Genomic DNA, 23285 nt, shown 5'->3' with positions numbered 1-23285 from the left:
GCGATGTGAAATTGATTTGCCGTGAACGCATTGTCGGGTTCATCTTTGAGTTGCGGAGCGGGATGTGAATCATGGAGTGTTTTTTAGCGGAAGAAATTGCGAATCGAATCGAAAACGCTGGGGGCTCGCGTGTCAGGTTTTGCAGGAACCGTCCGAATGATCGCGGGAGCAACGAGGGTGGCCCCCGCCGCTTTCACGTGGATTGATTTGAGCAAGACTTCGGATGCGCGGCCGTCGCCACCCGTGTGCAACACAACGCGAACTCGTCTTGGATCGATGGGTTGTTTGGACACACGAACCGCCCCCAACAGCAAAGACTGTTGGTCATCTTTCCGTCCCGCGATACAGAAGCACTGATCATCGCGTCGAACGATGCGGAGGTAGTCGGGGTTGCTAAGCGTCTGGCTGCCAATGATCCGATAGACCGAGTTGCCATTTTTTATGACTCTGGTCTGCGCACGACTGGTGATCGTTCCAGCATCCGATTTGTTCATCATCGCATTGACTTGAGTGTGATCGTCGTCACTCCATTCGATTTGCAGATACAACTGCGTCTGCTGTCCTTTCGTAGGCGTCGCCAACTTCAGCGGATCAAAGTGAAATGCGATGTCAAAATCACCTTCGATCAGATGCTGCAGCGAGACCCCCGCACTCGTCCAATTGTCCGTTCCTGGGGCGATGACCTTCATCCCGGAGGATGACCTCTGCCAATCTCCCCAATAATAAAGAGCGTTCGGATTCTTGGCCGGTCTGGAGAGGTCATGCTGCAAGGTGACAGGCAGACTCTCGCGATGCTTGTCCAGCGAAACCAATGACGCTTCGTGATCGATCTCACTCACACCTTCCAAGCGTTCAGCTCGGACCTCAAACTCGGTGAACCGCGCGTTCACTCGCCCGCCGGGCCCTTGAACTTGGACACCGAACTGGATGCCCAACGGCTTTAAATCTTCTTTGACAAAAACTTCTTCGCCGACCAAATAGAAGTAATCGGAGTCACCGTTGGCGGCCAAGTAGAACACCTTGTCGCCGCGTCGTGACAACCGCAGACGCCCCGCATCACCATCGCAGGGAATCCTGCCAAAGTAGTTGCGGCGTTGCTCCCCGTTGACCGTTGCCATTCTCAGGCACTGCATCATTTGATCGTTGCTGCGGTCATTGACCCACTGGATCAACGCCATGTCGTCCACGGGTGTGTCTGCGACCAAGTGCATCCGGACACTGGCGATCTTTTCCAACTGCGTTTCACATTGAAGTTGATCGTAGGAAACGATGATGTCAAAGTCGCCACCGACTTGAACGTCGGGAGCCATCAACGTGCCACGGTAACCAGTCTCACTGATTTGACTGAGCACCACTCCTTCGTCGGTCGCCACCAACGTTCTCGCTGGATCACCTTCGATCTGCGCGAACCTGCCTCCGGTCATTGCATCGCGATCGATACGATAGATCAATTCCTGAGCCGGTTCGCTCGCCGTCCAATCCAGCTTCCCTTCAAAATCATCCGCCAAATGCTGATGTTCGATCTTGGGCAATTCCTTCGGCCAATCCCCCGTCCAACGAGCGTTCCGAACTCGCAACGATGATTGATCTGCGAAGTGAAACAATCCGAAACACGGATACGGAGGCTCGTCTTCAATCTTCGACTCGTGAATCGTCTGACCGTTGAGACTCAAGACGACTTCGTTGCCCCGAAGCTGAAGCTGCATTTGATTCCAAGCGTTCACTTGCAACGGAAGCCGTGACGAATCTTTGGCATTCACGCGTTGTTCATTGTCCGGACGCAAGCCACTTCGGTCGTAGCGTCCGTCGGTCAACAAATGTTCGCTCACCCCGTCTTCACGAATGAGGTAACACGTTCGTCCCAGAGCGGGATGAGCCATCCATTCCAGCCCGTCGCACCAAAACTCGTATTCGATCACGCCGTCTTCCACCATCGGACGGATGTACCGCAAAAGATGCTCGACGTGACTGCCCCGAGGCACATGCCCAACTCGCGGGTCAATGATCTCCGTGGTGATTCCTTCCGTAACATTCTGCACTCGAAAGGCCGACCAATTCGCGAGCTGATCAGCACGATTGCCAGGATCTTGGTAGTAGTCGTACCAGCCCAGCAATTCGGTGGACTCGATCATCTCGATGCGGTCCGGGATAACCGGATCGCCCGTGATCCGAAGATTATCGACGCCACCTTGGACGCGATAATTCGTGCGAACCGCGAGCCATGGGAAGGCAGAGTCGCTGATTGGTTGACGGTGGATATCGAGTCCATTGATGGATGTCACGACCTCGCCATCTCGCACCTGGGCCCGAGTCCGCAAAATGCCGTAGCGATGCGTGTCGGTGAGCTCCTCACCAATGCTTGTGCGTCTCAACTCCTGACGCACATTGCCCAACATGTTCTGAGTGTGGTTGTAGACCAGCCCTGCGTAATAGCCACCCACCAACAAATGAGCCTCGCGGTATCCGAATCCGGTTGCCATCGCGTTGACGGAGTAATTGCCCCGCAGCGGCGACTGAAAGAACAGAAAGTCATCGCCGTAATTGGACTGGTTCCGGTACCGGCCCTGGACAATGGATGGATTCGGAAAAGGGAACGCGTTGCCATGCTCGAACGCACGCTCGAGGCTTCCCACGAACCATTGCGGCTTGCCCTCGATCGAGCGTTCAGACTCATCGGGCTCACTCAGTTGCACCTGAGCGGCGACGAGGTGCCGAATCCAAGCCGGCCGATCGTATTCCTTTCGGTAGGCGAGTGTCGTGAACAGAACCAATTCGCGAATCGCGGTGGTGGAGGCTTTCGATCGAATCGCCTTCTCGGCCAACAACACGATCCCATCCCGTGAGCGATCCAGCAGAGCGACGTCTGGACGAACGAGCTTGAGCAGTTCATCCACGTCTTTCTCCACCGTCGTAAAATCGTTCTTTTCCAATGCGATGAGAATCAGCATCACCAACTGGTCGCAGCGTGTGGCTGGCGTCGTCACGGCGAATTGCTCGACGTCATTGGAGAGCGAATCAAGCTGCTTCAACCGCCCGGCCAAACGAATCAATTCCAGTGCAGGCGAAACGACCGTTGGGCGTTTTGGCTGATCATCACCGGCGTGCCCAACGTCAGCAGTGATGCGAAAATGCGGCGCATTCGGCCCAGGAATCACCCACGACTTCAAATACTGCAAACGTTCGGCTGGTTCGAGACCTTCCGCGTGCTCGCAGACCATCGGTCCTGATTCCGAGACATGATGGTCATGCAAAATCCAGGCAACCGCTCCAGCATCCGACCGAGTGGCGTCGTCAGTGAACGCTTGCGGGTTCGCAGTCGCGAGCATGCAGAACGCGACCAGAACAGAAACGAACTTCATAGCACATTGATTCGTTGGATCGTTCATGTGCCTGCCTTAGCGAAACAAGTTGCGAATGGAGTTATAAATCCGCGAAGGGACACCGTCCTGAGCCGGATTTTCCGCTGTCACATCCTGCACCGGAATCTGCGTCATAGGATTGACAGTCGGAGTCATTGCCGGTGTGGCAGGACCGGTGTGGATCGACATCTTTTCTAGCACAGCTCGCATCTCACCGTTGTTCAATCCGCCGATGAACCAAGTCTCCGCCCTGGTGGCGACTGTCTCGCGTTTCAGCTGGTGAGTCGCAACCAGTTTTTCTTCTTCTGAACCGTCAGCTCGGTACAGGTAGTACAACGTCTGATCTTTCAGTGCGATCCGCAACTGACCAGGCATGTCGATGGTTAGTTCTCGTAGTGGCTGATAAACTGTTTTCCCATCTCGATTGCGTGCCACCAATCGCGGTCGCAATTCAATTCTTCCATCGGGTTTGTAACGAACGATCAAAGTCGCTTCCGTGACGATCGTTTCGGTGGGACCAACTTCTTCGGTTCCGATGTCGGACAGGTGCAATCCAATCACGGCCTCCGTCGTCATGCCGCGTTCACGATTGCCCACCGCTTTCATGATTGAGAATTCAGACTGAAAATCGGCCTGCAACGTTTGCGGAAACGTCTTGAGGATCGCAATTCTTTCGGCCGTATCGATCCCGCCAAGCGCCGTGAATAAAAGCCCATCGCTGGTCTCGGTGATGCTGTCGCCCGGACCATCGACGACGATCCAATCGCCGTTCAGCAGCCCCTGCTTGGTCAGATCGACATCCAAAGCACCCATGTCACGCCGAGCCCGATTGAGTTCTTCGAGCGTTCCAGCGGCATCCGCGAATTGCAGATCAATCGTCTCCGCTCGAATGGTGAGGTCGGTCCAGGTGCCGCGAACGCTCATGCCTTTGCCGCCCACGCTGTAGTTGTAAAAACCAAGCGGTGGAATCGGCCCCAATGGAATCTCTGTCGAACCAACCAAGTGAAACTGTGACGAGTCACCTTGGGCGAAGAGGCCATGAATCGTGCCGCCTCGCCGAACCAACCGCAAACGCCCGGATGTCGAAAGCTCTCGTCGAGTCCAACCGCGAACCCACTTGTAGCCGCCACCCTGGTTTTTCTTGTTGTGCACAAATGCAATGTCGGGAAGACCGTTCAATCGGTCTCGACGAATGCAAACGTCCAAACAATCGCGATTTCCGTTGTCCAGCTGGACAGTCATCCCAAGTCCGCAATGCCACGTCGGTTCCTCATCGCCGATCTGCAAGTCTTTGAATCCATAGGTGATTTCGAAATCGCCATCGATGGTACCGCTCAACCGGATCGCGGCTTTGTCGGACGGCATGGCTCGCACCATGTGAATGCCATCGGGCAATTGCAGCAATCGATCCTCTCGCCCATCAACTTCAAACACATCGTCTGGGATGCCTTTCCCAAAATCATGTTCGAAGTGCTGGGGCAGCGATTCGGCGACCGCTTCCAATTCTTTGACCAAGTTGGACGCGAGTTTCTGTTCTGATACTTTCGGCAATGGGTCGTGCCAATCTCCGCTCAGACGCAGATGACGAACCACCGCGCGAGTTTGATCGCGATAATGGAAGAAGCCGAACGTCCGAGACTCGTTGTCGCCGACTTGCTGCTCCGCGATTACTTTCCCATTGAGCAACAAGACGACGCGGTTGCCCTTGAAGTGCAACGCAACCCGATTCCAACCGTCCATCAAATTGGGCTTGGCACTGCTTTCTAACACCATACTGTTATCGGGACGAAGCAGCGTTTGTTGATGCATCCCATCGGTGATTTGATGCAACGACACACCGCTAGAATCGATCAAAAACGCCTTCCTGCCGACGCATGGGAAGACGGTACCCGCTATTCCGTCTTGCAGGAACTCATACTCAATGCGTGCATCCCAAACGATGGGCCGGACGTAGTACAACCATTCCTCTTCATGGGAACCATACAGATCACTGGTCCGGCCGCTGACCAACATGGGCACACCGCCATCTTCTTGGAGGTTCCAATTCCCCAGACCGTTGTTCGATTCCGCGTCGTAGTAGCTGGCCCAACCTCTCAGCGATTCGTCGCTCAGCAAGTCGATCGTTGGAGGCGTTCCTGGTCGGCCCGTGATTCGCAGATCGGAAATGTGTCCCTTCGAACGACGCCAACCGCGAATGCCCACCCAAGGCGCCGATCCGCTCCGCGTTGAATCGGTGAGAGTCCGGCGGCCATTGAAAAAATGTTCGACTTGTCCGTCGGAGCTACTCGCCCGCAACAGGCTTTCCCCGCCCAAAGGTTCCATCGTTTTTTCAACTGGCACCTCCCAGTTCCCCTTGGCAAAGCTGCCGACCGATGAAACGGGTCGCGAACTGGATGGACTCACCGCAATCCCACCAAACAACAGCTCACTGAAAGCGCCTTGGTAAGTGGAGACCTCAGCGACCGCTTCGAAATCACCCAGCAAGGGATCGCGATAGACGAGGTAGTCCAGTTCGTGTCCAGAGACTTTCTCCACGCCTTGATCGTGCATTGCAAATCGAGGCAGAACATTTCCGCGTCCATGCGATGAGGCGTCCACTCGGCTGAACACATCAAACGAATCGGGAACACTCCCAATCGACTCATGTGACCGTGCCGAACAGTATCCCAACAACAAACACAGGTAGTCCGCCGTCACGTCCAAGTCGGCATCGGGAATGTAGTCCCGAAGCCCGGAGAACGCACCAAAGAGGTCTTCGATCACCAAATCGGTCGTCGCAGGATTCTCAGCAGTCGCCCAAAGAATGATCAAATCGGCCCACCACAAATCGGCAGCGTTTGGATCTTGCCAATGTCGGTTTTTCGCGAATCGCTCGATCAAATGCTGCCGCACATTGTTACGGTCCGACTCAGCGATCGCCAGCAACGTCACCATGACTTCTTTCGCCTGAAGCTGGTCGTCACCGCTTGGTTTCCACTCCGAAACTTGCTTCTTCAACTCCGACTGCAAGCCCAACTCCACCGACAAATGGATCAATTCGCGAGCGGGGCAACGGATCCATTGGCTTTCGGGATACTCAGACAAGGGAATCCAATCCTTTGCCGCAACGTCTGAAGTCGTTCCCGCTGGCCGAGCAATCGAACCTTCTATTCGGAGCCCATGACCATTGCCCGACAAAACCCATTTCGAAAGTTCTTCGTACCGCTGCGCCGGATCCAAATCTTCAAGTTTGGCCAGGAATTGGACCGCGTTCGTTTGAAGCGTTTCTTCACTGAACAAAAGGTTCAGCGACACCGCATCATCTGCCACAAATTCATCGGCCAATGGTGAGTCAGCGAAACAAACGTTGACGCCCAGCAATAAAGCAGCGACGCACGCGAACAGACGACAAGCGATCTGAGGCAAACTTTTCGAATCAGCGGAATGTGTTTCAAATCGCATTGGATCTCGCGCGGCCCGGCTTCATCGATAGTCCTCCACTTACAGAATGTCGCCGCAAGCACACGGATCACGCGCGGAAATTCTTAAAATGCCGCTTTCTCAATTCATCGCGAATCAGCGGCGACCAATCCATTCACTCGATTTATAGCGGAACGGAAGAGCCGAGGGCGTTTTCGACTGGTTGAAGGCCGGTTTCCTCCATCGTGATTGGGCATTGCAAATGATTCGGCTCATTCGCCTCCGCTATGATGAACGCTCCATGGAAGCAGTTTTCAAATTTTCTGATTGTTTCTGCGCGTGAATTCTCGACCAGGTTCGACTTACCTCTGAATGCTGGTGGACCGCGGGTCCGTGATCCTGCCGATTGGCGAGACCGATTTTGAATAATGCTGAACTTATCGAAGGACTGCGAAATCGTGAGCCAAGTGCTGCACAGTATCTGAACGATTGCTATGTGCCATCGATCTGGCGATTTGTTTATTGCCGCGTGGATCGTGACGCCCACTTGGCGGAAGACATCGTCGCGGAGGCAGTGCTGGCACTTATGTCAGCGGCGGCGGACACCGACATCGAAAACCCAGGCGGATGGCTGAGAACCGTTGCCCACCGACGCATTCAAGATCATTTCCGAGCCGCAGCCCGCGTTCGGCATTTGATGGAAGACGCTCAGCATCAAGGTGAGCTGACCGACGAAAACGATCCAGCCACTCAGCACGATCAAAAGATGCAACGCGAAAGCGTTCGTGAAGCGATCGACACTTTGCCGGAACATTACCGGCAAACGCTGGAGTGGAAATACGTGGACCAAGTCAGCGTCAGGGTCATCGCCGAGCGTTTGGACACGACCGAAAAAAGTGTGCAAGGGACATTGTTCCGAGCCCGCCAAGCTCTGCGTGATCAATTGAAAACCGAGCAAATTGCCCCGTCTCAAACCAAGTGTTCGGGGCCAGACAAAGAGACTCCACGCCCGACTCAATCAGACGATTCTCCATCCCTGACATCGCCGACACCTCCCAAACAGGTTTCGGCTTGGTTCTTCCTGTAAAGACGAAGCCAGGTTGCACAGGTTCGCTTCCATGACATCCGAACGTCCACAACATCCGTCGTCGATCGACAACGATCCGTCCGAGTTGCAGCGCAACGAAGACGATGAATCGTCGGTGGCAATGCTTCTGTCTGACGCGTTCGATGCGCCTCCGGTGCCTCGTTCTTTGGTCAAGCGATTGGATGCCGAGATCACCGAGCAATGGGGACATTCGCCGCAATTGACCCGTTCTCATTCCACGGGAACGGTCACACTCGCCAGTGCCAAACGCGTCATCAAGACATCTTGGTGGTTGGCCGGCAGCGTCGCCGCATCCGTGATGCTGATCCTGTTCTTGACCGCCGGCACCAACACTTACGCTTGGGCCACGGTGATGGAAGCCATGCAGCAGCATGGATTGATCCAGATCGCTGACGCGGACGGAAACCGCTGGCTCGATCTTTCAACTCAAATCGCGTGTCAGCAAACGCCGCAAGAAACTCGTTGGGTCGACGTTCGCCGACGGACGGTGCTGGTCCGCTCTCATGACTCGGAAACCCAGGGTTCCAAATTGGTGTTTCCCGACAACGCATCGCCGACCAAGGAAGAGTTGCTGGCAATGGTGCTCTTGGACCGCCCCCTGACAACCGAATCGATCCAGCAGTTTCGCGGCGTTCGAATTGTCCACCAAGAGTGGGAACAACGACCTGACCGTGGACGCGAGATCGTTGATTTGCAAGTGGAATTCGCGACCCAAGACGACCAGCGTTATGAATTGTCACTGGAATTGGATCCGGAATCCAAACTGCCGCTTGCCATCAACGTGAGCGACCCTCCACAAGATCGCTCAAATACATCTTCGCTGACCTACCTCGAAGAATCGGCAACCGATCTTCGATCCAGATTGCAACTTGCGTCCGCGGATCTGGATGGGGTTGCCGAAGCTCGATCACCCGATCGGATTGCGGCAAGTATCCGTGCAGGTTCGACCAAAACGAAGCTGCCAAAGACATGGGATACCTCTTCCGGCAACGTCAAAACGGACGCCAGCCCAACGGGCGATGAAGCTCAACCAGCCGATGCTGCTCGTGATTCGATCGTGTCGTTGCCGGTTGGTCCTGCCAACAAATGGCAGCCCGTCTCCGTGATCAAGCGAAATGATAACCAAGTCATCGCCCGTGCGGATTTGATTCTGGATGAACTGTGGGCCGAACAAAAAATCCGTCCGGTCGACCGAGCGACGGACCTTCAATTGCTTCGCCGCGTTTACTTGGATTTGGCCGGACGCACACCAACGGTCACGGAAGTCCGACGCTTTCTCGAAAACGATTCCAAAGATCGCTATCGAGAGCTGGTCGATCACCTGCTCGACTCACCCGATTACACCTCGCAGATGGCAGCGGTTTGGCGATCCTTCTTGATCCCAGAAGGAGTCGACTTGGACGCCTTCGGAGGTCGTGAAGCGTTTGAGAAGTGGCTCGCAGAACAGTTTGCCAATGACGAACCTTACGACAAGATCGTACGCCGATTGCTCTTGGCCGAAGGTCGCTTGGCTCAGTCAGGGCCATTGCTCTTCTACAGTGCATTGAAGCTGGACGCCGACCAATTGGCCGCTCGCACTTCACGTGTTTTTCTAGGCATGCGGTTGGAATGTGCTCAGTGCCACGACCATCCATTTGAACCATGGTCCCAGGAAGACTTCTGGAGCTACGCAGCGTTCTTCGCCCAGATCTCACGTCCCAAGGCGATGCTCGAGAATGTTTCGACGGTCATGCAAGTTCGTGATGTCGATCGCGGTGAAGTCATGCTGCCTGAATCCGAAGAGGTTATCTCGCCGCGATTCTTGGGCCAAGACTGGGAAGACCAGGAAGATTCACAGCCGCAAGTTCCACGTCGGCAACGATTGGCAAATTGGTTGACGGGACCGAACAACCCGTACTTTGCTCGAGCCACCGTCAACCGAGTGTGGAGTCACATGTTTGGCCGAGGAATCGTGGATCCCGTTGATGATTTCGGCGAGAATAACTTGCCTGTCTCTGCGGACTTGATCGACACGCTCGCCAGCCAATTCATCGACAGTGATTTTGATTTGAAGCAACTGGTCCGGACCATCGCTCTCACTCGTGCCTATCAGTTGTCCAGCAGTTCCAATCGCGACGATGATTCACCGGATGCCATTGAAGAGCGACTGACAACGTTTGCTCAGATGAATGTCAAAACGCTGACGCCTGAGCAAGTTTATGACTGCATCGCGGTCGCAACGTTGCTGGACCAACGAGACACGGCGTCGGACTACACGCTCGCCCGATTTGGCAACAGCCAACGTGACACCTTCCTTCAGCAATTCGCCGCACCGGCGACCAGCCGTTCAGAGTATCTCGCAGGAATCCCGCAAGCGTTGATGCTGATGAATGGTTCGTTGATCGGCCAGGCGACTCACGAGCAGAGCAGCGGATTGATCCGGTCGCTCGACGCACCGTTCTTCACGGATGAACAAAGAATTGAAGTGCTGTTCATGGCAACTCTGTCGCGACCACCGCATCCATCCGAACGCGAATTGGTGGCGGAGTTCATCCCTGCCGATTCCAGCCGAGAGCAACGTCACACCGGAATGGCTGACTTGTTGTGGGCCTTGATCAACAGTTCCGAATTCACCCTCAACCATTGACGGAGCGTTTCCATGTCGTTTCCAAACATGAATCACCCATCACGACGCCGCTTCATGCAGTCAATGGCCGCAGGGATCGGTGGAGTCAGCGCCAGCGGTTGGTTCCCAAGACTCGCGGAAGCCGCAGCGAATGATCCCAAACGTCGTCGTCACTGCATTCTGCTGTGGATGAGTGGTGGGCCGACTCAGACCGACACCTTTGACATGAAACCCAACCATGAAAATGGGGGTGAGTTCAAAGAGGTACAAACATCGGCTCCTGGATTGCGGTTCAGCGAGCACCTGCCCAAGCTCGGTTCGATGGCCGATAAACTTGCCGTTCTGCGTGGTTTGTCGACCAAGGAAGGTGACCACGGACGCGGGTCCTACCTGATGCGAACCGGCCAAAAACCGATGGGCCCAGTTCAGTACCCATGCATCGGTTCCGCGATCGGCAAACAACTTGCCGAGGACACAATGAGTCTTCCCAGCAACGTCAGCATCGGAACCTATCGGGCATTCAATCAAGACGCGTTTGGCCCCGGTTTTCTCGGACCGCGATTTGGACCGCTGTTTGTCGGAGCGACCGATGTGCCGGGAGGGATGTCAAACGGAGAAGACGGCTATCCCAACCTCAAGGTTCAGTACTTGGATCGAGCCCAAGGCATCGATGCCGAACGGATGGACAAACGATTGAAGATCTGGCGCCGACTGCAATCACAATTCGTGACCACTCGACAAGCCGGCGCCGCCGGGATGCACAACGAAGTTTACGAGGGTGCCGTTCGACTGATGAACAGCGACGACGCGAAAGCGTTTGACCTGACCGACGAACCTGAAAAACTGCGTGAGGCTTATGGCAAAAACGTATTTGGCCAAGGTTGCTTGATGGCCAGGCGTTTGATCGAACGAGGCGTTCCGTTTGTGGAAGTTTCGCTCGGAACAGGCAGCACATCAGTCGGATGGGACACGCACACGGACAACTTCAACGCCGTGCAAAACCTTTCGACCATCCTCGACAATGGTTGGGGAACATTGATGCAGGACTTGGAAGACCGAGGCTTGCTCGAATCCACCACGATCCTGTGGATGGGCGAATTCGGACGCACACCTGCGATCAATCCCAGCGCAGGACGCGACCACTTTCCCAATGCCTGGTCCAGCGTGCTCGCAGGTGGCGGAATCGCCGGTGGCCAAGCGTATGGCAAGACAAGCGAAGACGGCAACGAAGTGGTCGATGGCAAGATCGGTGTCCAAGACTTGATCAGCACGCTTTGCAAAGCATTGGGTTTGGGCAGTGCTCCCAGCAACATGTCGCCGGGCGGACGTCCGATTCCCATCGCCGAAGGACGCGCCATTGAGGAAGTGCTGGCATGAGTCGTCTCGGAACTCGAAACGTAGCGTTGATCGCATTGGGCGTTCTGATCGCGTTCGTCCCCAGCGTGAATCGCATTGCCGTCTGTGAAGACGCGCCGGAATCGCTCGACGCCGCTCCATTGGCAAGCTCCTCGATCAAAATGCTGGGCAGCGCCGCGCCGCAAGCAACGCAGCCGAACATGATCATGGGAACTCCCATCGCTCCGCCGGCCAGTTTGCCTGCGGAGAAACTGCCCCAGTACCGGATCGAACTTCCGCAGCAAAACGAAGCGAAGACAACGTTCGAAGACGGTCAAATCCAATTCGCCATCACGCATCCCGACTTGCTCGCGGAACTCGGTCGTCCCTTGCGTGTGAAAGCGAAGGTCCACATCGATGGCAAGCCATTCAATGAAGTTCGATCCGCTTATGCGGAGTCTGCCCAAACCGTCAAGCAGCCACCGCTGATGGAACAACTGGCAGATCTAGTCGACGCGGTTGTGGCATCCGTGCCCGAACCCACGCCAGATGCGGACGAAACAGAACCTGCATCCGAGTCCGATCCTGCATCCGAGAACCAGAAGGAAGAGGACAAGACTGCGGGCGGCACGGATGAAGAAAACGATGAAGATTCGACACCGACGATCAATCCCGCAACGATAGAACCCTACCGGATGACCACCGCTCCAGACGAAACGATGCGTCGATTCGCAGAAGCGGTCGGCGACGATCTATCGGATGTCGAATCGAACTGGTTGCTGAGTCATTGGACGCTCGGTCCGCCGTTGCTGGTGGTCCATCCTTATTTCCAAAGTTTCCGATCGGATCAACGCCCCGCCTTTGATGTGCTGGATCGAGATCGTGACGGAACGGTGTCGCAACAAGAGTTGTCGCAATCGGTCGAATCATTCAACAAATGCGACGCGAATCGCGATGAAGTCGTTGACGCGATGGAATTGGCAAAAGCTGCCGACAATCTCAAAGACCCAGCACACATTCCACTCTCAAACGGCCCGCTGCTCTGGTTGTCCGATGATCTGATTGGCATCCAAGAAAGCGATCCACTGCTGTATGAGACCGTTCGGTCACTGGACAAAGACCAAGACGGATCCATCTCTGAATCGGAAGTGAAAGACTGGTCGACGCAAGCCGCCGACATCGAGTTGCTGGTCAACTTCACCACCTCATCGCCGGAGTCGGCTCGCGTGGACGTCATCGCGATTGGCAAAGGTGTATCGGCCAATGTTGTTCCCGCTGAAAGTTCCAATGGGATCAACGTCGCGTTTGAAACCGTCACGATTCGATTGTGTGGAATCCAAGAAAGCCCATCGCCCGAGCTCGCGAACTCCAACTCCGGACAGGTATCTCTCGGAGCGATCGTGGATGGCTATCCGTTGCTGCCGAACCTGGACCCGAACGACGACGGTCGATTCACAATTCGCGAATTGCGAGAGCTGGAACAGCTTCTTCGAGCGTTTGACCGGGATGGCGATCAATCCATCACCCGTTCAGAGGCTACACCGCCCATTCGTGTCTGCATCGGCCTCGGCCCAACCGCACACCGTGAGTTGGCGAACGTCCGAGACACGAGTCAACCAACGAATTCGCCAATCGTGACGGCACCGGAATGGTTCCAAAGAATGGACCGCAACCTCGACAATGATTTATCGCGTCGAGAATTCCCGGGCACCGACGAACAGTTCCGTTCACTTGACGCCGATGGGGACGATTTGATTGACGCCGGTGAAGCAAAAACTTTCGAACAATCCGCCGAATAACAGCCCCCCGCGAACATGCTTTTGGCCATTGAACTGGCCACCAAAAACTGACATCCATTGGAAGATCCATCGGAGAAGACCATGCCCAGTCGTCTTGAGACCATCAACGCCGTCAATTCAAACCACACGAACAACCATGTGAAACAACCGGAAATGGATGTTGCATTGGTGGTCGATCAAATGCACGAGAAGCTGTCCGAGTTGCGTGAACAACTGGCGGGCGTGATCGTCGGCCAAGAAGAGGTGGCTGAACAACTGCTGATCGGAATTCTTTGCCGCGGTCACTGCATTCTGCAAGGCATGCCCGGATTGGCCAAAACGATGATGGTGTCGACGCTCGCGTCACTGACGGACTTGAGCTTTCGTCGCGTGCAGTTCACACCGGACTTGATGCCCGGCGACATCACGGGCACCGAAGTGTTGGAAGAAGATCACACTACCGGCAAACGCATCTTCCGCTTTGTCGAAGGACCGTTGTTTGGCAATGTGATTCTGGCCGACGAAATCAACCGCACGCCACCGAAGACGCAAAGTGCATTGCTCGAAGCGATGCAGGAACACCAACTGACGGTTTGCGGAAAAACCTACAAGCTTCCCGATCCGTTCTTTGTTTTGGCCACTCAAAACCCGGTCGAAACAGAAGGCACGTACCCTTTGCCGGAAGCCCAACTGGATCGTTTCTTACTGAAAATCCATGTTCGATATCCCTCCCGAGATGAAGAGCGTGAAATCGCACGACGCCAAACCACCGACTACTCGTTCGAAACGAAAACCGTCCTGGACGTCGAACAGATCTCGCAGATGCAGTCGCTCGTTCGCAGCGTCGTCGTCTCGGACCATGTTTACAACGCCGCATTGGACCTGGTTCGAGGCACGCGTCCGGACGAAGAAACCATGTCCGCTGAATTGAAGAACATGGTTCAGTTTGGAGCAGGCCCGCGAGCCACGATTGCTCTGTTGATGGCGGCGAAAGCGAGAGCGTTGATCAATCGTCGTTGCCATGCAACGGTCGCTGACTTGGTCGCCGTTGCGAAGCCAGTGTTGAGGCACCGAGTCATCCTGACCTTCAACGCCGAAGCCGCCGGCGTCGACGCCGATTCCGTCTTAGAAAAGATCATTCAGCAAACTCCATCATTGAAGAACAACTCCCCCGTCACCAGCTAAGGAACGGGTGAACAACAAGCGACGTAGCGGAAGGGCGCGAGCCCTCCGGTTCCTCACCGGGCGGCTTGCGCCGCACCGCTAACATCGTCATTTGTTATTCACGCCTTCCTAACGACCTCCATGCAGGTCGGCGGGAGCCTTTCGCCATCTGAACTGTTTTTGAAAACGCCACCGTCCCTTCGTACAACCGGGCCTATCAGTCTGTTGATCTAGTCGCATACCGAATGACAACAATTAGCCGATGGGTGTTAGTCCCGGTTGTCATCTGATCAACCGCCGATAACGCGGTACGGCTCATTAAATCAACAGCCCGCTAACGCCCAAACGGCTCACATGATTGCGTCCGATCATTGCTGACTACCTGTTTCGTCCCCATCCATCCTTCCCCACCAACGATCGCCACCGATTCATGCTCGGACTGTTTCGACGTCAATCCAAACTCGACGCCCACGCCCCGACCAAGAGGTCCGCGGCTGGAGCAAATGATTTGGTTGATCCAGTCGTGATGGACCAAATTGGACACCTGGAACTGTTGTCACGAACGGTGGTTGATGGATTGTTGGCAGGCAAACATCGTTCGACCACCAAGGGCGGTTGTTGCGAGTTCGCTCAACATCGCCAGTACGCACCAGGAGACGAGATTCGGCAAATTGACTGGCAGGTCTATGCCCGCAATGATCGTTACTTCGTGCGTCAGTTCGAAGAAGAAACCAATTTGCACGCGATGTTGGCCGTGGATTCAAGCGGTTCCATGAACTTTGGGCTCTCGACGGTCAGTAAACTCGACTACGCACGCCGCGCGGCCGCTTGTTTGGCCAGACTATTGCTGCATCAACGCGACTCGGTTGGTTTGACGGTGCTTCACGAAACCAATTCGAAATTCATTCCTGCCAAGCAACACGCCGCCCACCTGCGAACGCTAATGGCTGCTTTGCAGTCCGCTGATGCAAGCGGCGAGGGCAACTTGAGTCATCAAGTCCAGCACTGCGTTGCCAGACAACGACGTCGTGGTTTGTTGGTGTTGCTGTCAGACTGCTTTGGCGACCTCGACGATTTGGCGACGGCACTGCGGATCGCTCGTGCACGAGGGCACGACGTGGTGGTGATGCACATCCTGGCACCGGAAGAACTGACATTCAATTTCCGCCGATGGTCCGCCTTTCAATCGCTCGAAGTCGCTTCGCAACGACTTCACTTGGATCCTCCCGCGGTTCGCGATCAATACCTGCAACGCATGCGAACGTTCCTCGCCGACTTGGAAGACATGGTCGTTGGATTGGGCGGTGATTACGTGCGAATGACGACCGCGACGGACCTCGCCGACACGCTGGGATGGTTCTTGCGAAACCGAATGGCACGCCGAGGACTCGCGACGAATCGGGGGGCAGCGGGACGATGAGCTTTCTCAGTATCGCGTTTCTGTTTGCTTTGCCTTTGGTCGCCGCACCGTTGCTGCTGCATCTCTTCGATCGCCGCCGCAACGAGACGGTGCAGTGGGGTGCGATGCAGTTTTTGATGGAGGCGTCTGCTCGCAAAACCAGTTCCCGCAAACTGAAGCAATTGCTGCTGCTGTTGCTACGCTGCTTGGCCATTGCCGCATTGATTCTTGCACTGGCTCGACCGCTGCTGCCAACGGGTTATCTCGGCGGAAGCGACCAGGGCGAGACGATCTTTGTGATCGACAATTCGATGTCGATGTCCCGCAAAACGGGCTCGGGGACGATGATCGAATCGGCAACTCAACATGCGGTCGATCAACTCGAAAAGATTTCGGCCCGCGATGACATCCGCATTTTGACAACCGCGCCGTATCCAACATGGCTGAATTCAGGAACGGCACGAGGAGACCAACGCAATCGCGATTGGATCACCGAAAAATTGCAGAGCATCGATGCCACGGAGGGAAGCAGCGACCTACTTGCTGCTTTGTTCACCGCGGTCCAACTCGAACATCAACCCACTCAAAACAGCAGACGAATTGTGGTGCTGACCGATGGCCAGGCCACTGATTGGAGAACCGAGGATGAAGCAGGCTGGCAGCGTCTCCAATCCGTACTCAACAAAGCGTCCATTCAAACGGAGATCGAAACCGTCCGCTTGGACGATCAATCCCAACGAACGACGAACGGCAACGTCGCCGTCGATTCGGTGACTCTAGATCGAACCGTGGTAGGTTCGGAAACACCTGTCACCGCCACCGCGACGCTTCGCAACTATGACATTGCGACGGTGAATGGTGCCGAGCTGACCTGGAGCGTCAACGACGTGCCGATTCATCAGCAAACGATCACTTCGATCGAAGGCGAGCAGTCCGCCGAGTCCCATTGGGATCACACGTTTGACGATCCCGGAATCTACCGATTGAGTTGCCGTTTGGATCGAGACGACGATTTGCCGGCCGACAACATTGCCAGTTTGATTGTCGAGGTGGTCGACCGGTTACCCGTCGTCGTGGTCGAAGCCGCAACCGACTACGCAGAGATGCAGCAAGACTCGTTCTTTGTGCAAGCGGCTCTTGGATGGATCGATGGCCAGCCGCTGAACGACACATCGGTTTACGTTCCAACATTGATCACTCCCGATGAGCTTCCAACGGCAGATCTCAGCGAGCAGCGGGTTGTCATCATCCCCAATCTCACCGAATTGCCTTCCGATGCGGTCTCACGATTGACCGAATTCGTGTCCGACGGTGGCGGACTTTGGATTGGTTTGGGGCCGCGCACCAACGTTGATTTCTTCAACCATCAACTCTTCGCCGACGCCAGTGGATTGGCTCCGCGAAGGCTGGACCAAATCGTCGATGCGGCTCCGGCAGGAATCAGCACCGACACGGATCCACCACTCGATATAGAAGAAGATCCTTCGACCGATCAGCCTCTTCGGATCGATCCGTTTCGCAGCGATCATCCCGCAACGCGGCATCTAGCGGACAACGCTCAACTCGATTTAGGCGATGCATCCATCCAGCGTTACTACCAATTCAGTTCCACCAATGATGACGACGATGATCGGGCAACGCTCTTGCGATTGAACAACGGAACACCGCTCGCCGTCGAAAACTTTGTGGGTCACGGCCGAGTGATTGTGCAATCGGTTCCGCTGCGGTTGCAATGGAGCGACTTGGCTCGGACGCAGTCATTTGTCGTGATGGTTCGCGACTGGATCGATTACTTGGCTCACCCCCGAGCAACGCAATACAACTTGCTTCCCGGCCAACCGATCGTGGTGCGAGTCTCGAAGGGCACCACGAATTCTGACTTGGCTGGTGATCTCAACACCCCCACCGGATTTCTGCAAACACCCGGCGATGAATCGATCGAGCTGACGGCTCAGTACGCCGACGAGGGCTTTGAATTTCGGTCCAGCCAAACTCGCCGACCAGGCCCGTACAAATTGCAGATTGGTTTGGACGAAGACGGCATCCCCTTCCAAGTCCAACGTTCATCGGATGAGTCCGATCTGAGCTCACTCAGTCGTGCTGCATGGCAACAGATAGCCAATTCGACAACGCCCAACGCATGGACCGAAGATCGCACCCCCATCGCAAGTGCACACACCGATCCTGTTTGGCCGTACTTGCTGCTGGCGTTGATCGGTCTGATCACCGGCGAGCTGGTTCTCTCAGGCATCATGGCTCGCGAACGATTTGGGTCGGCGGGAATCCCTGAGTCCTCGGAGTTGGATGCATCGCATCTGAGTTCGTTTGGACCGAGCGGATTGGACCTGACGCAAACGTCCAATCAACCAAAGCCCTCCGCGCCGACGGAACCGTTGGAGGCGACCAACCGATGAACCTCACCGAAACCTCCACCAACGAATACCTTTCGTACGAACACCCATTCAACACCGGGCTGCTCTTGCTGCTGGGCGTGGGTTGTTTGGGCATTTTGCTTTGGACGCTCTATCGCGAACGAAACATCCTGGGCCGGACGACCACCGGACTGTTTTCGGTGCTTCGTTTGGGGGCTCTCGGAGTTGCGTTTTGGATGCTGCTCGCTCCGACCAGCGTCGTCGAACAATCGACCACGACTCGAAAAGCCGTCGTGTTCGTGACGGACTCCAGTGCGAGCATGAAAACGGTCGATCCGCCCGGATTGGCCGATGATTGGCGATGGGCGTTGTCGGGCTCGGACGACGACACGGAACAACCCTACGCCGAACCACTCCAACTCACCGATCAGTCACTCGCGGCGATCGGTGTCGCGACACAACAATTGACTCGGGCTGTCACGGATCTCGATCAACACGGTGCCGAAACCTCCGTCGCCGAGCGTCTGAAATTGGCGAACCAGTCGATCGTTCGGGTGCGCACTCATCTCGAGACCATTCGCAACTCGCTGCCAGGTTCCGTTGACGGCGAAGTCGACTCGTCGCTTCGTCGTTTGATTCTGATGATCGACAGCCCGGAGGTCGATGCGTTTTCACAACTCACTAAAATGCTGCAGCGCAACCGCACGCCCAACCAAGCCGGATGGCGTGAAAGTCTGCCGGACTTGGCCGAACGACTTGTCACGGCTCGTCGTGTCTTCCAAGAATTGGCTGGCCACTTTGAGCGTGCCATCGCCGAACAATCACAGAACGCAACGTCGCAATCAACCGCTTTCACCGACCGCACTCGCGGTGACCGCGTCGCAAAATTCCTCACCGGGTTGGAACAATCCAAATTGGATGCGATCTCCGAGGTCGCTGACATTCGTTGGGTCTCGTTTGATGACGCCGCGACGGCGATGAGCAACGTGGCGGACGCCAGCGAACGTCTGGCGTCTCTCGTCGACCAAGAAAACTCGGCCAAGACAACCGATGTCGGTGCCGCGTTGCAGTTTGTTGACCAACTGCGTCGCGATCAACCTGTCGCCGCGGCGTTCGTTTTGTCCGACGTGGCACACAATCACGCTCATGAACGTGAGCCCACCGAGGTCGCCGCCCAAATGGATTCGACTCCTGTCTACGTCGTCCCAATCGGCAACGATTCGCGTCTGCGAGACATCGACTTGATCTCCGTGTCGGCCCCTGCCGTTGCGATGCGAAACGACGACGTTGTCATCGAAGCTCACCTGGGGATCTACCAATGCAAAGGCGAGCGATGCTCGGTGCAGTTGTTGCAATCCGGTGAGGTCGTTGACTTTCGGAACGTCTTGATTGATTCCGATGCCGAAACACGTTCGGTGCAATTCCAACAACGCGTCTCGGAGATTGGCCCGGCATCATTTCAGATAGCCATTCAGCCACTCGATGGCGAAATGACAACGGACAACAATTTTGACGAGATCGAGATCAATGTCACCCGAAGCGACATCAAGGTCTTGTTGGCCGACGAGATGCCTCGTTGGGAATACCGATACTTGGCTCAACTTTTTCGTCGCGACCCGAAAATTGAACTCGACGAGTTGCTGTTTCGACCTCGCTTGATCGCAACCGGGCATCGCCAGGAAGCGGGCGGCTTTCCCGTCACAGTGGAAGAATGGAACCGATACGACGTCGTGATTTTGGGCGACCTCCCCGTCGAGCGTTTGCCAGTTGCCTCGCAAACTTCCCTGCTGCAATACATGCGAACCCGAGGCGGGACGGTGATCACGATCGCTGGCGACCACGCGATGCCTCAGGCCTACGTCGACCATCCGCTAGAGGAAGCCATCCCGGTTCGCCCGATCGACCAACCCGACGACGCCAGCCAGCAATACTCCTTCCAGGTCACCGAACAAGGTCGCTCGCACGCCGCATTGATGATCGCGGAAACCGAGTTGGCGACCAACAACGCGTGGGCGTTTGTGAATCAGTTTTCGCCGCTGCACAGCGTTTCGAAATGGCGTGCACCGGTGCCAACGGCTCAAAGCCTGATCGCGGTGGTCCCCAGAGGTGAAACTCTCGAAGCGAACGATCCCGCACTCAAACAATCCAGTTTTCTGTGTTGGCAACCCGTAGGTCGTGGACGAATCATCTACCTTTCTGGTCCCGACACCTATCGCTTGAGATTCCTTCGAGGTGATACGCTGCACTATCGGTTTTGGGGGCAATTGATGCGATGGGCAATCGCTTCGGATCTGTCCTCTGGGAATCAATCGGTTCGGATCCGCACTGCGAAAACGCTTTACGAAACGGACCAATCGATTGACATAGATGTCGAATTGTTGGATGCCGATGGACAAGCCGTGATTCGCGACGTCACCGATACGGAAACGCTCAGCGTTCGATTGTCCGTTGGTGAGGACGTCCGCACGATCCCGTTGGTCATGGACGCTGAACGTCCAGGACACTACCGCGCCGACGTCCGCGAATTGGCACCGGGCGTCTACCAAGCCAAACCGGAAGGCTCCTTGATCGATGAGCTGACCGCGATGGGTTCCGATGACGGTCAATCGCCGATCGAGGAAGTGATCACGACGTTCACCGTCCAGGCTGACCTTCCAACCGAGCTCGTCGACACGCGATCCAACCTCGTGTTGGCAGACCAAATTTCAACCTTGACCGGCGGGCAAGTTCTGCCGCCCACCGCGGTCGAGGAAGTCTTGGAACTCACTGATTTACAACCTGTCGTGACGCACAGCATTCAACGTCAACCGCTGTGGCAACGATGGCGATATCTCTGGCTGGTGCTGGGGTGTCTGCAAGTCGAATGGATTATCCGCAAGGCGAGAGGGCTATCCTGATCATGTCTACCACCATCACATCTCGACCATTCTCACACCGGATTCCTTCGGCGATCGAGAGCAAACTGCGTCGAATCCGATTGCGACATGCGACGCTGATCATCGTCTCGGCGTTCGCCTTTTCAATCGGCGTGTTGCTGTTGTTGATGACCCCATCGATGTTGATCGATTGGATGTTCCCATTTGCGTCGCCGCTGCTTCGCATCACGTTGACCGGCATCACGGTTGTTGCAACGTTCGCTACCGCGGCCTATTGGTTGATCGGCCCGTTGCGACGTTCTTGGCAATGGCTGCGAGCGGCCAACGCGGTCGATGACAATGTGCCGGAACTCGAAGAACGCTGGTCGACCGTCGCCAGTCTCTCCACGCAAGATCGTTCGACCATGTCCACGACGCAACGAGCGATGGCGAACCAGGTGACCAGTGAAGCTGTCGCGATGGAACGGATGGTCCAGCCCCGTCGAATCGCCCCGCCAATCAAACTTCGTCCCGGCATGCTGCTGGCGGCGTCCGGCATTGTGCTTTTCGCAATCGTGTTTGCAATCAGTCCCAGCCGCGTATCGGTGCTGCTGAAACGGTTTTGGTTTCCCACGCACAACATCACCGCGACGCAGCTCGCCAGCCTCACCGGCGAACCATTTGTGCCTCGCGGCGACTCGATCGAATTGGTCACGCGTGCCAGCGGTGTGGTTCCGTCGTCTGCCACTATCAGTGTGATGCAAGCGGACGGTCAAATCGAGGATTATCGCCTCACCGCTGACGAAGCTTCCTCGGACACGTGGTCTCACAAGATGCGAGTGGACGAGGATGTGTCCTACCGAGTTCGTGCCGGCGACGCGCAGACAGAATGGTTGCATCTTCAAACGATCGATTTCCCCGAGATCGACCGGATTGAATTCGGGGTTGAATTCCCGGCCTACACCAAGCGTGCTCCGATCCTGCTCGACCGATTGCCACGGCGAGTCAAAGTCCCGCAGGACAGCGTGCTGCGGCTCGCGATCAAGCCGCTGGATTCACTGAAAAAGTTGACGATCTCGCTGACGGATCCGGAAAGCCCAACACCCGAGACAACCGCGTCCGACGACGGCGCGACATTGCCCGGGGGATCGCCCGTTGGCATGGACCTCCGAGAGCTATCCCCCGAGGAAGACGGATGGTACCGAATGGAACTGTCTTTGATCGATGACGTGTTGCTGCGACCGACGTTGCTCAGTCCCCATGACCTGACCAACCAACGACGTCTGTTTTCGCGAATCGATGTCATTGAGGACAAAGCACCGGTTGCCCGAGTCATCACGCCGAACGACGAAACCGCAGTGGCGGAAGACGAGATCATCGAGATCAAATTCGAAGCCCACGATGACCACGGCATCGGAAAAGCCGAACTGGTGATCTACGACGAATCGCAGCGGGATGCCGATGGCAACGCAAAGGTGCTGCACGTCCAACCCATCCCGCTTGGTGATCAAGCCAATCAAAAACACTTGATCGCACAAACCAAGCTGGACCTCAAAGAATTGGGACTCACCGAAGGCCAAGAAATCAGCTACTCCATCCGCGTGACAGACAACAAACCTCACGCGGACGCGATGGCATCCAAACCCGATGGCCAAAACGCTGAAAAGGGTTCACCGAAAGGTGACTCGCCGAAAGATGATTCACGCAAAAGCGAATCCAAGGCGAAGTCGAATCAACAACAGCGTCCTGGCACCAACCGCGAAAACAACGATTCTCAATCCGACGACTCGAAGAAGAGCGATTCGCAAAGCAGCGACTCGAAGCCGGCTGAATCCAAGCAAGCTGACTCGAGCAAATCCGGCTCAAACAAATCCAACTCGGAACCAGCCGACACCAAATCCAACGACACCA

Annotated in this window: 10 protein-coding genes and 1 pseudogene; 9 read left to right on the top strand and 2 right to left on the bottom strand. The window is 55.7% G+C overall.

Annotated features, from left to right (window positions below):
* Positions 1-83: 83 nt before the first annotated feature.
* On the bottom strand, positions 84-3359 hold the full coding sequence (locus B2R17_RS26690; RefSeq protein WP_286766391.1) for a DUF1583 domain-containing protein: 3276 nt from the start codon (positions 3357-3359) through the stop codon (positions 84-86).
* A 36-nt stretch (positions 3360-3395) separates the two neighbouring features.
* Positions 3396-6800, bottom strand: coding sequence for a DUF1583 domain-containing protein (locus tag B2R17_RS26685; RefSeq protein WP_286766390.1), 3405 nt, complete (start codon positions 6798-6800; stop codon positions 3396-3398).
* A gap of 379 nt (positions 6801-7179) precedes the next feature.
* On the opposite strand from B2R17_RS26685, the gene B2R17_RS26680 reads away from it, so the two are divergent.
* The 9 genes and pseudogenes from B2R17_RS26680 to B2R17_RS26640 all read left to right on the top strand — a co-directional run.
* Positions 7180-7845, top strand: a complete 666-nt coding sequence (locus tag B2R17_RS26680) for an RNA polymerase sigma factor (protein ID WP_286766389.1) — start codon at positions 7180-7182, stop codon at positions 7843-7845.
* A 31-nt stretch (positions 7846-7876) separates the two neighbouring features.
* The gene (locus B2R17_RS26675) at positions 7877-10492 is read left to right on the top strand and encodes a DUF1549 and DUF1553 domain-containing protein (RefSeq protein ID WP_286766388.1); all 2616 of its coding nucleotides are present in this window, start codon (positions 7877-7879) and stop codon (positions 10490-10492) included.
* 12 nt (positions 10493-10504) lie between these two features.
* Entirely contained in the window at positions 10505-11848 is a 1344-nt protein-coding gene (locus tag B2R17_RS26670; RefSeq protein WP_286766387.1) for a DUF1501 domain-containing protein, read from the top strand.
* Positions 11845-13605: an EF-hand domain-containing protein gene (locus tag B2R17_RS26665; protein ID WP_286766386.1), complete on the top strand. Its 1761-nt coding sequence runs from the start codon at positions 11845-11847 to the stop codon at positions 13603-13605. Before B2R17_RS26670 ends, B2R17_RS26665 begins: the two co-directional genes overlap by 4 nt.
* A 57-nt stretch (positions 13606-13662) precedes the next feature.
* Positions 13663-14769 carry a MoxR family ATPase gene (locus tag B2R17_RS26660; RefSeq protein WP_339886627.1) on the top strand — a complete coding sequence of 369 codons (1107 nt, stop codon included), beginning with the start codon at positions 13663-13665 and terminating at the stop codon, positions 14767-14769.
* Positions 14770-15106: 337 nt separating this feature from the next.
* The gene (locus B2R17_RS26655) at positions 15107-16168 is read left to right on the top strand and encodes a DUF58 domain-containing protein (protein ID WP_286766384.1); all 1062 of its coding nucleotides are present in this window, start codon (positions 15107-15109) and stop codon (positions 16166-16168) included.
* Positions 16165-18561 (top strand): BatA domain-containing protein, encoded by a 2397-nt coding sequence (locus B2R17_RS26650; protein WP_286766383.1) that lies wholly within the window; start codon positions 16165-16167, stop codon positions 18559-18561. The genes B2R17_RS26655 and B2R17_RS26650 overlap by 4 nt, the downstream gene beginning before the upstream one ends.
* Positions 18558-21416, top strand: a complete 2859-nt coding sequence (locus tag B2R17_RS26645; protein WP_286766382.1) for a hypothetical protein — start codon at positions 18558-18560, stop codon at positions 21414-21416. Before B2R17_RS26650 ends, B2R17_RS26645 begins: the two co-directional genes overlap by 4 nt.
* Positions 21417-21418: 2 nt before the next feature.
* Positions 21419-23285, top strand: a pseudogene (locus B2R17_RS26640) (DUF4175 family protein); the annotation flags it as partial.

Source organism: Rhodopirellula sp. UBA1907, assembly GCF_002337565.1.
GTDB lineage: Bacteria > Planctomycetota > Planctomycetia > Pirellulales > Pirellulaceae > Rhodopirellula > Rhodopirellula europaea.
The sequence above is the reverse complement of the archived record's forward strand: the minus strand, read 5'-3'. Positions and strand labels throughout refer to the sequence as shown.

What these genes read in the sequence shown, in the direction of transcription:
- B2R17_RS26670 (WP_286766387.1), top strand. Translation starts at nt 10,505, where the DNA reads ATGTCGTTTCCAAACATGAATCACCCATCACGACGCCGCTTCATGCAG.
- B2R17_RS26675 (WP_286766388.1), top strand. Translation starts at nt 7,877, where the DNA reads ATGACATCCGAACGTCCACAACATCCGTCGTCGATCGACAACGATCCG.
- B2R17_RS26685 (WP_286766390.1), bottom strand. Translation starts at nt 6,800, where the DNA reads ATGCGATTTGAAACACATTCCGCTGATTCGAAAAGTTTGCCTCAGATC.
- B2R17_RS26650 (WP_286766383.1), top strand. Translation starts at nt 16,165, where the DNA reads ATGAGCTTTCTCAGTATCGCGTTTCTGTTTGCTTTGCCTTTGGTCGCC.
- B2R17_RS26665 (WP_286766386.1), top strand. Translation starts at nt 11,845, where the DNA reads ATGAGTCGTCTCGGAACTCGAAACGTAGCGTTGATCGCATTGGGCGTT.
- B2R17_RS26645 (WP_286766382.1), top strand. Translation starts at nt 18,558, where the DNA reads ATGAACCTCACCGAAACCTCCACCAACGAATACCTTTCGTACGAACAC.
- B2R17_RS26690 (WP_286766391.1), bottom strand. Translation starts at nt 3,359, where the DNA reads ATGAAGTTCGTTTCTGTTCTGGTCGCGTTCTGCATGCTCGCGACTGCG.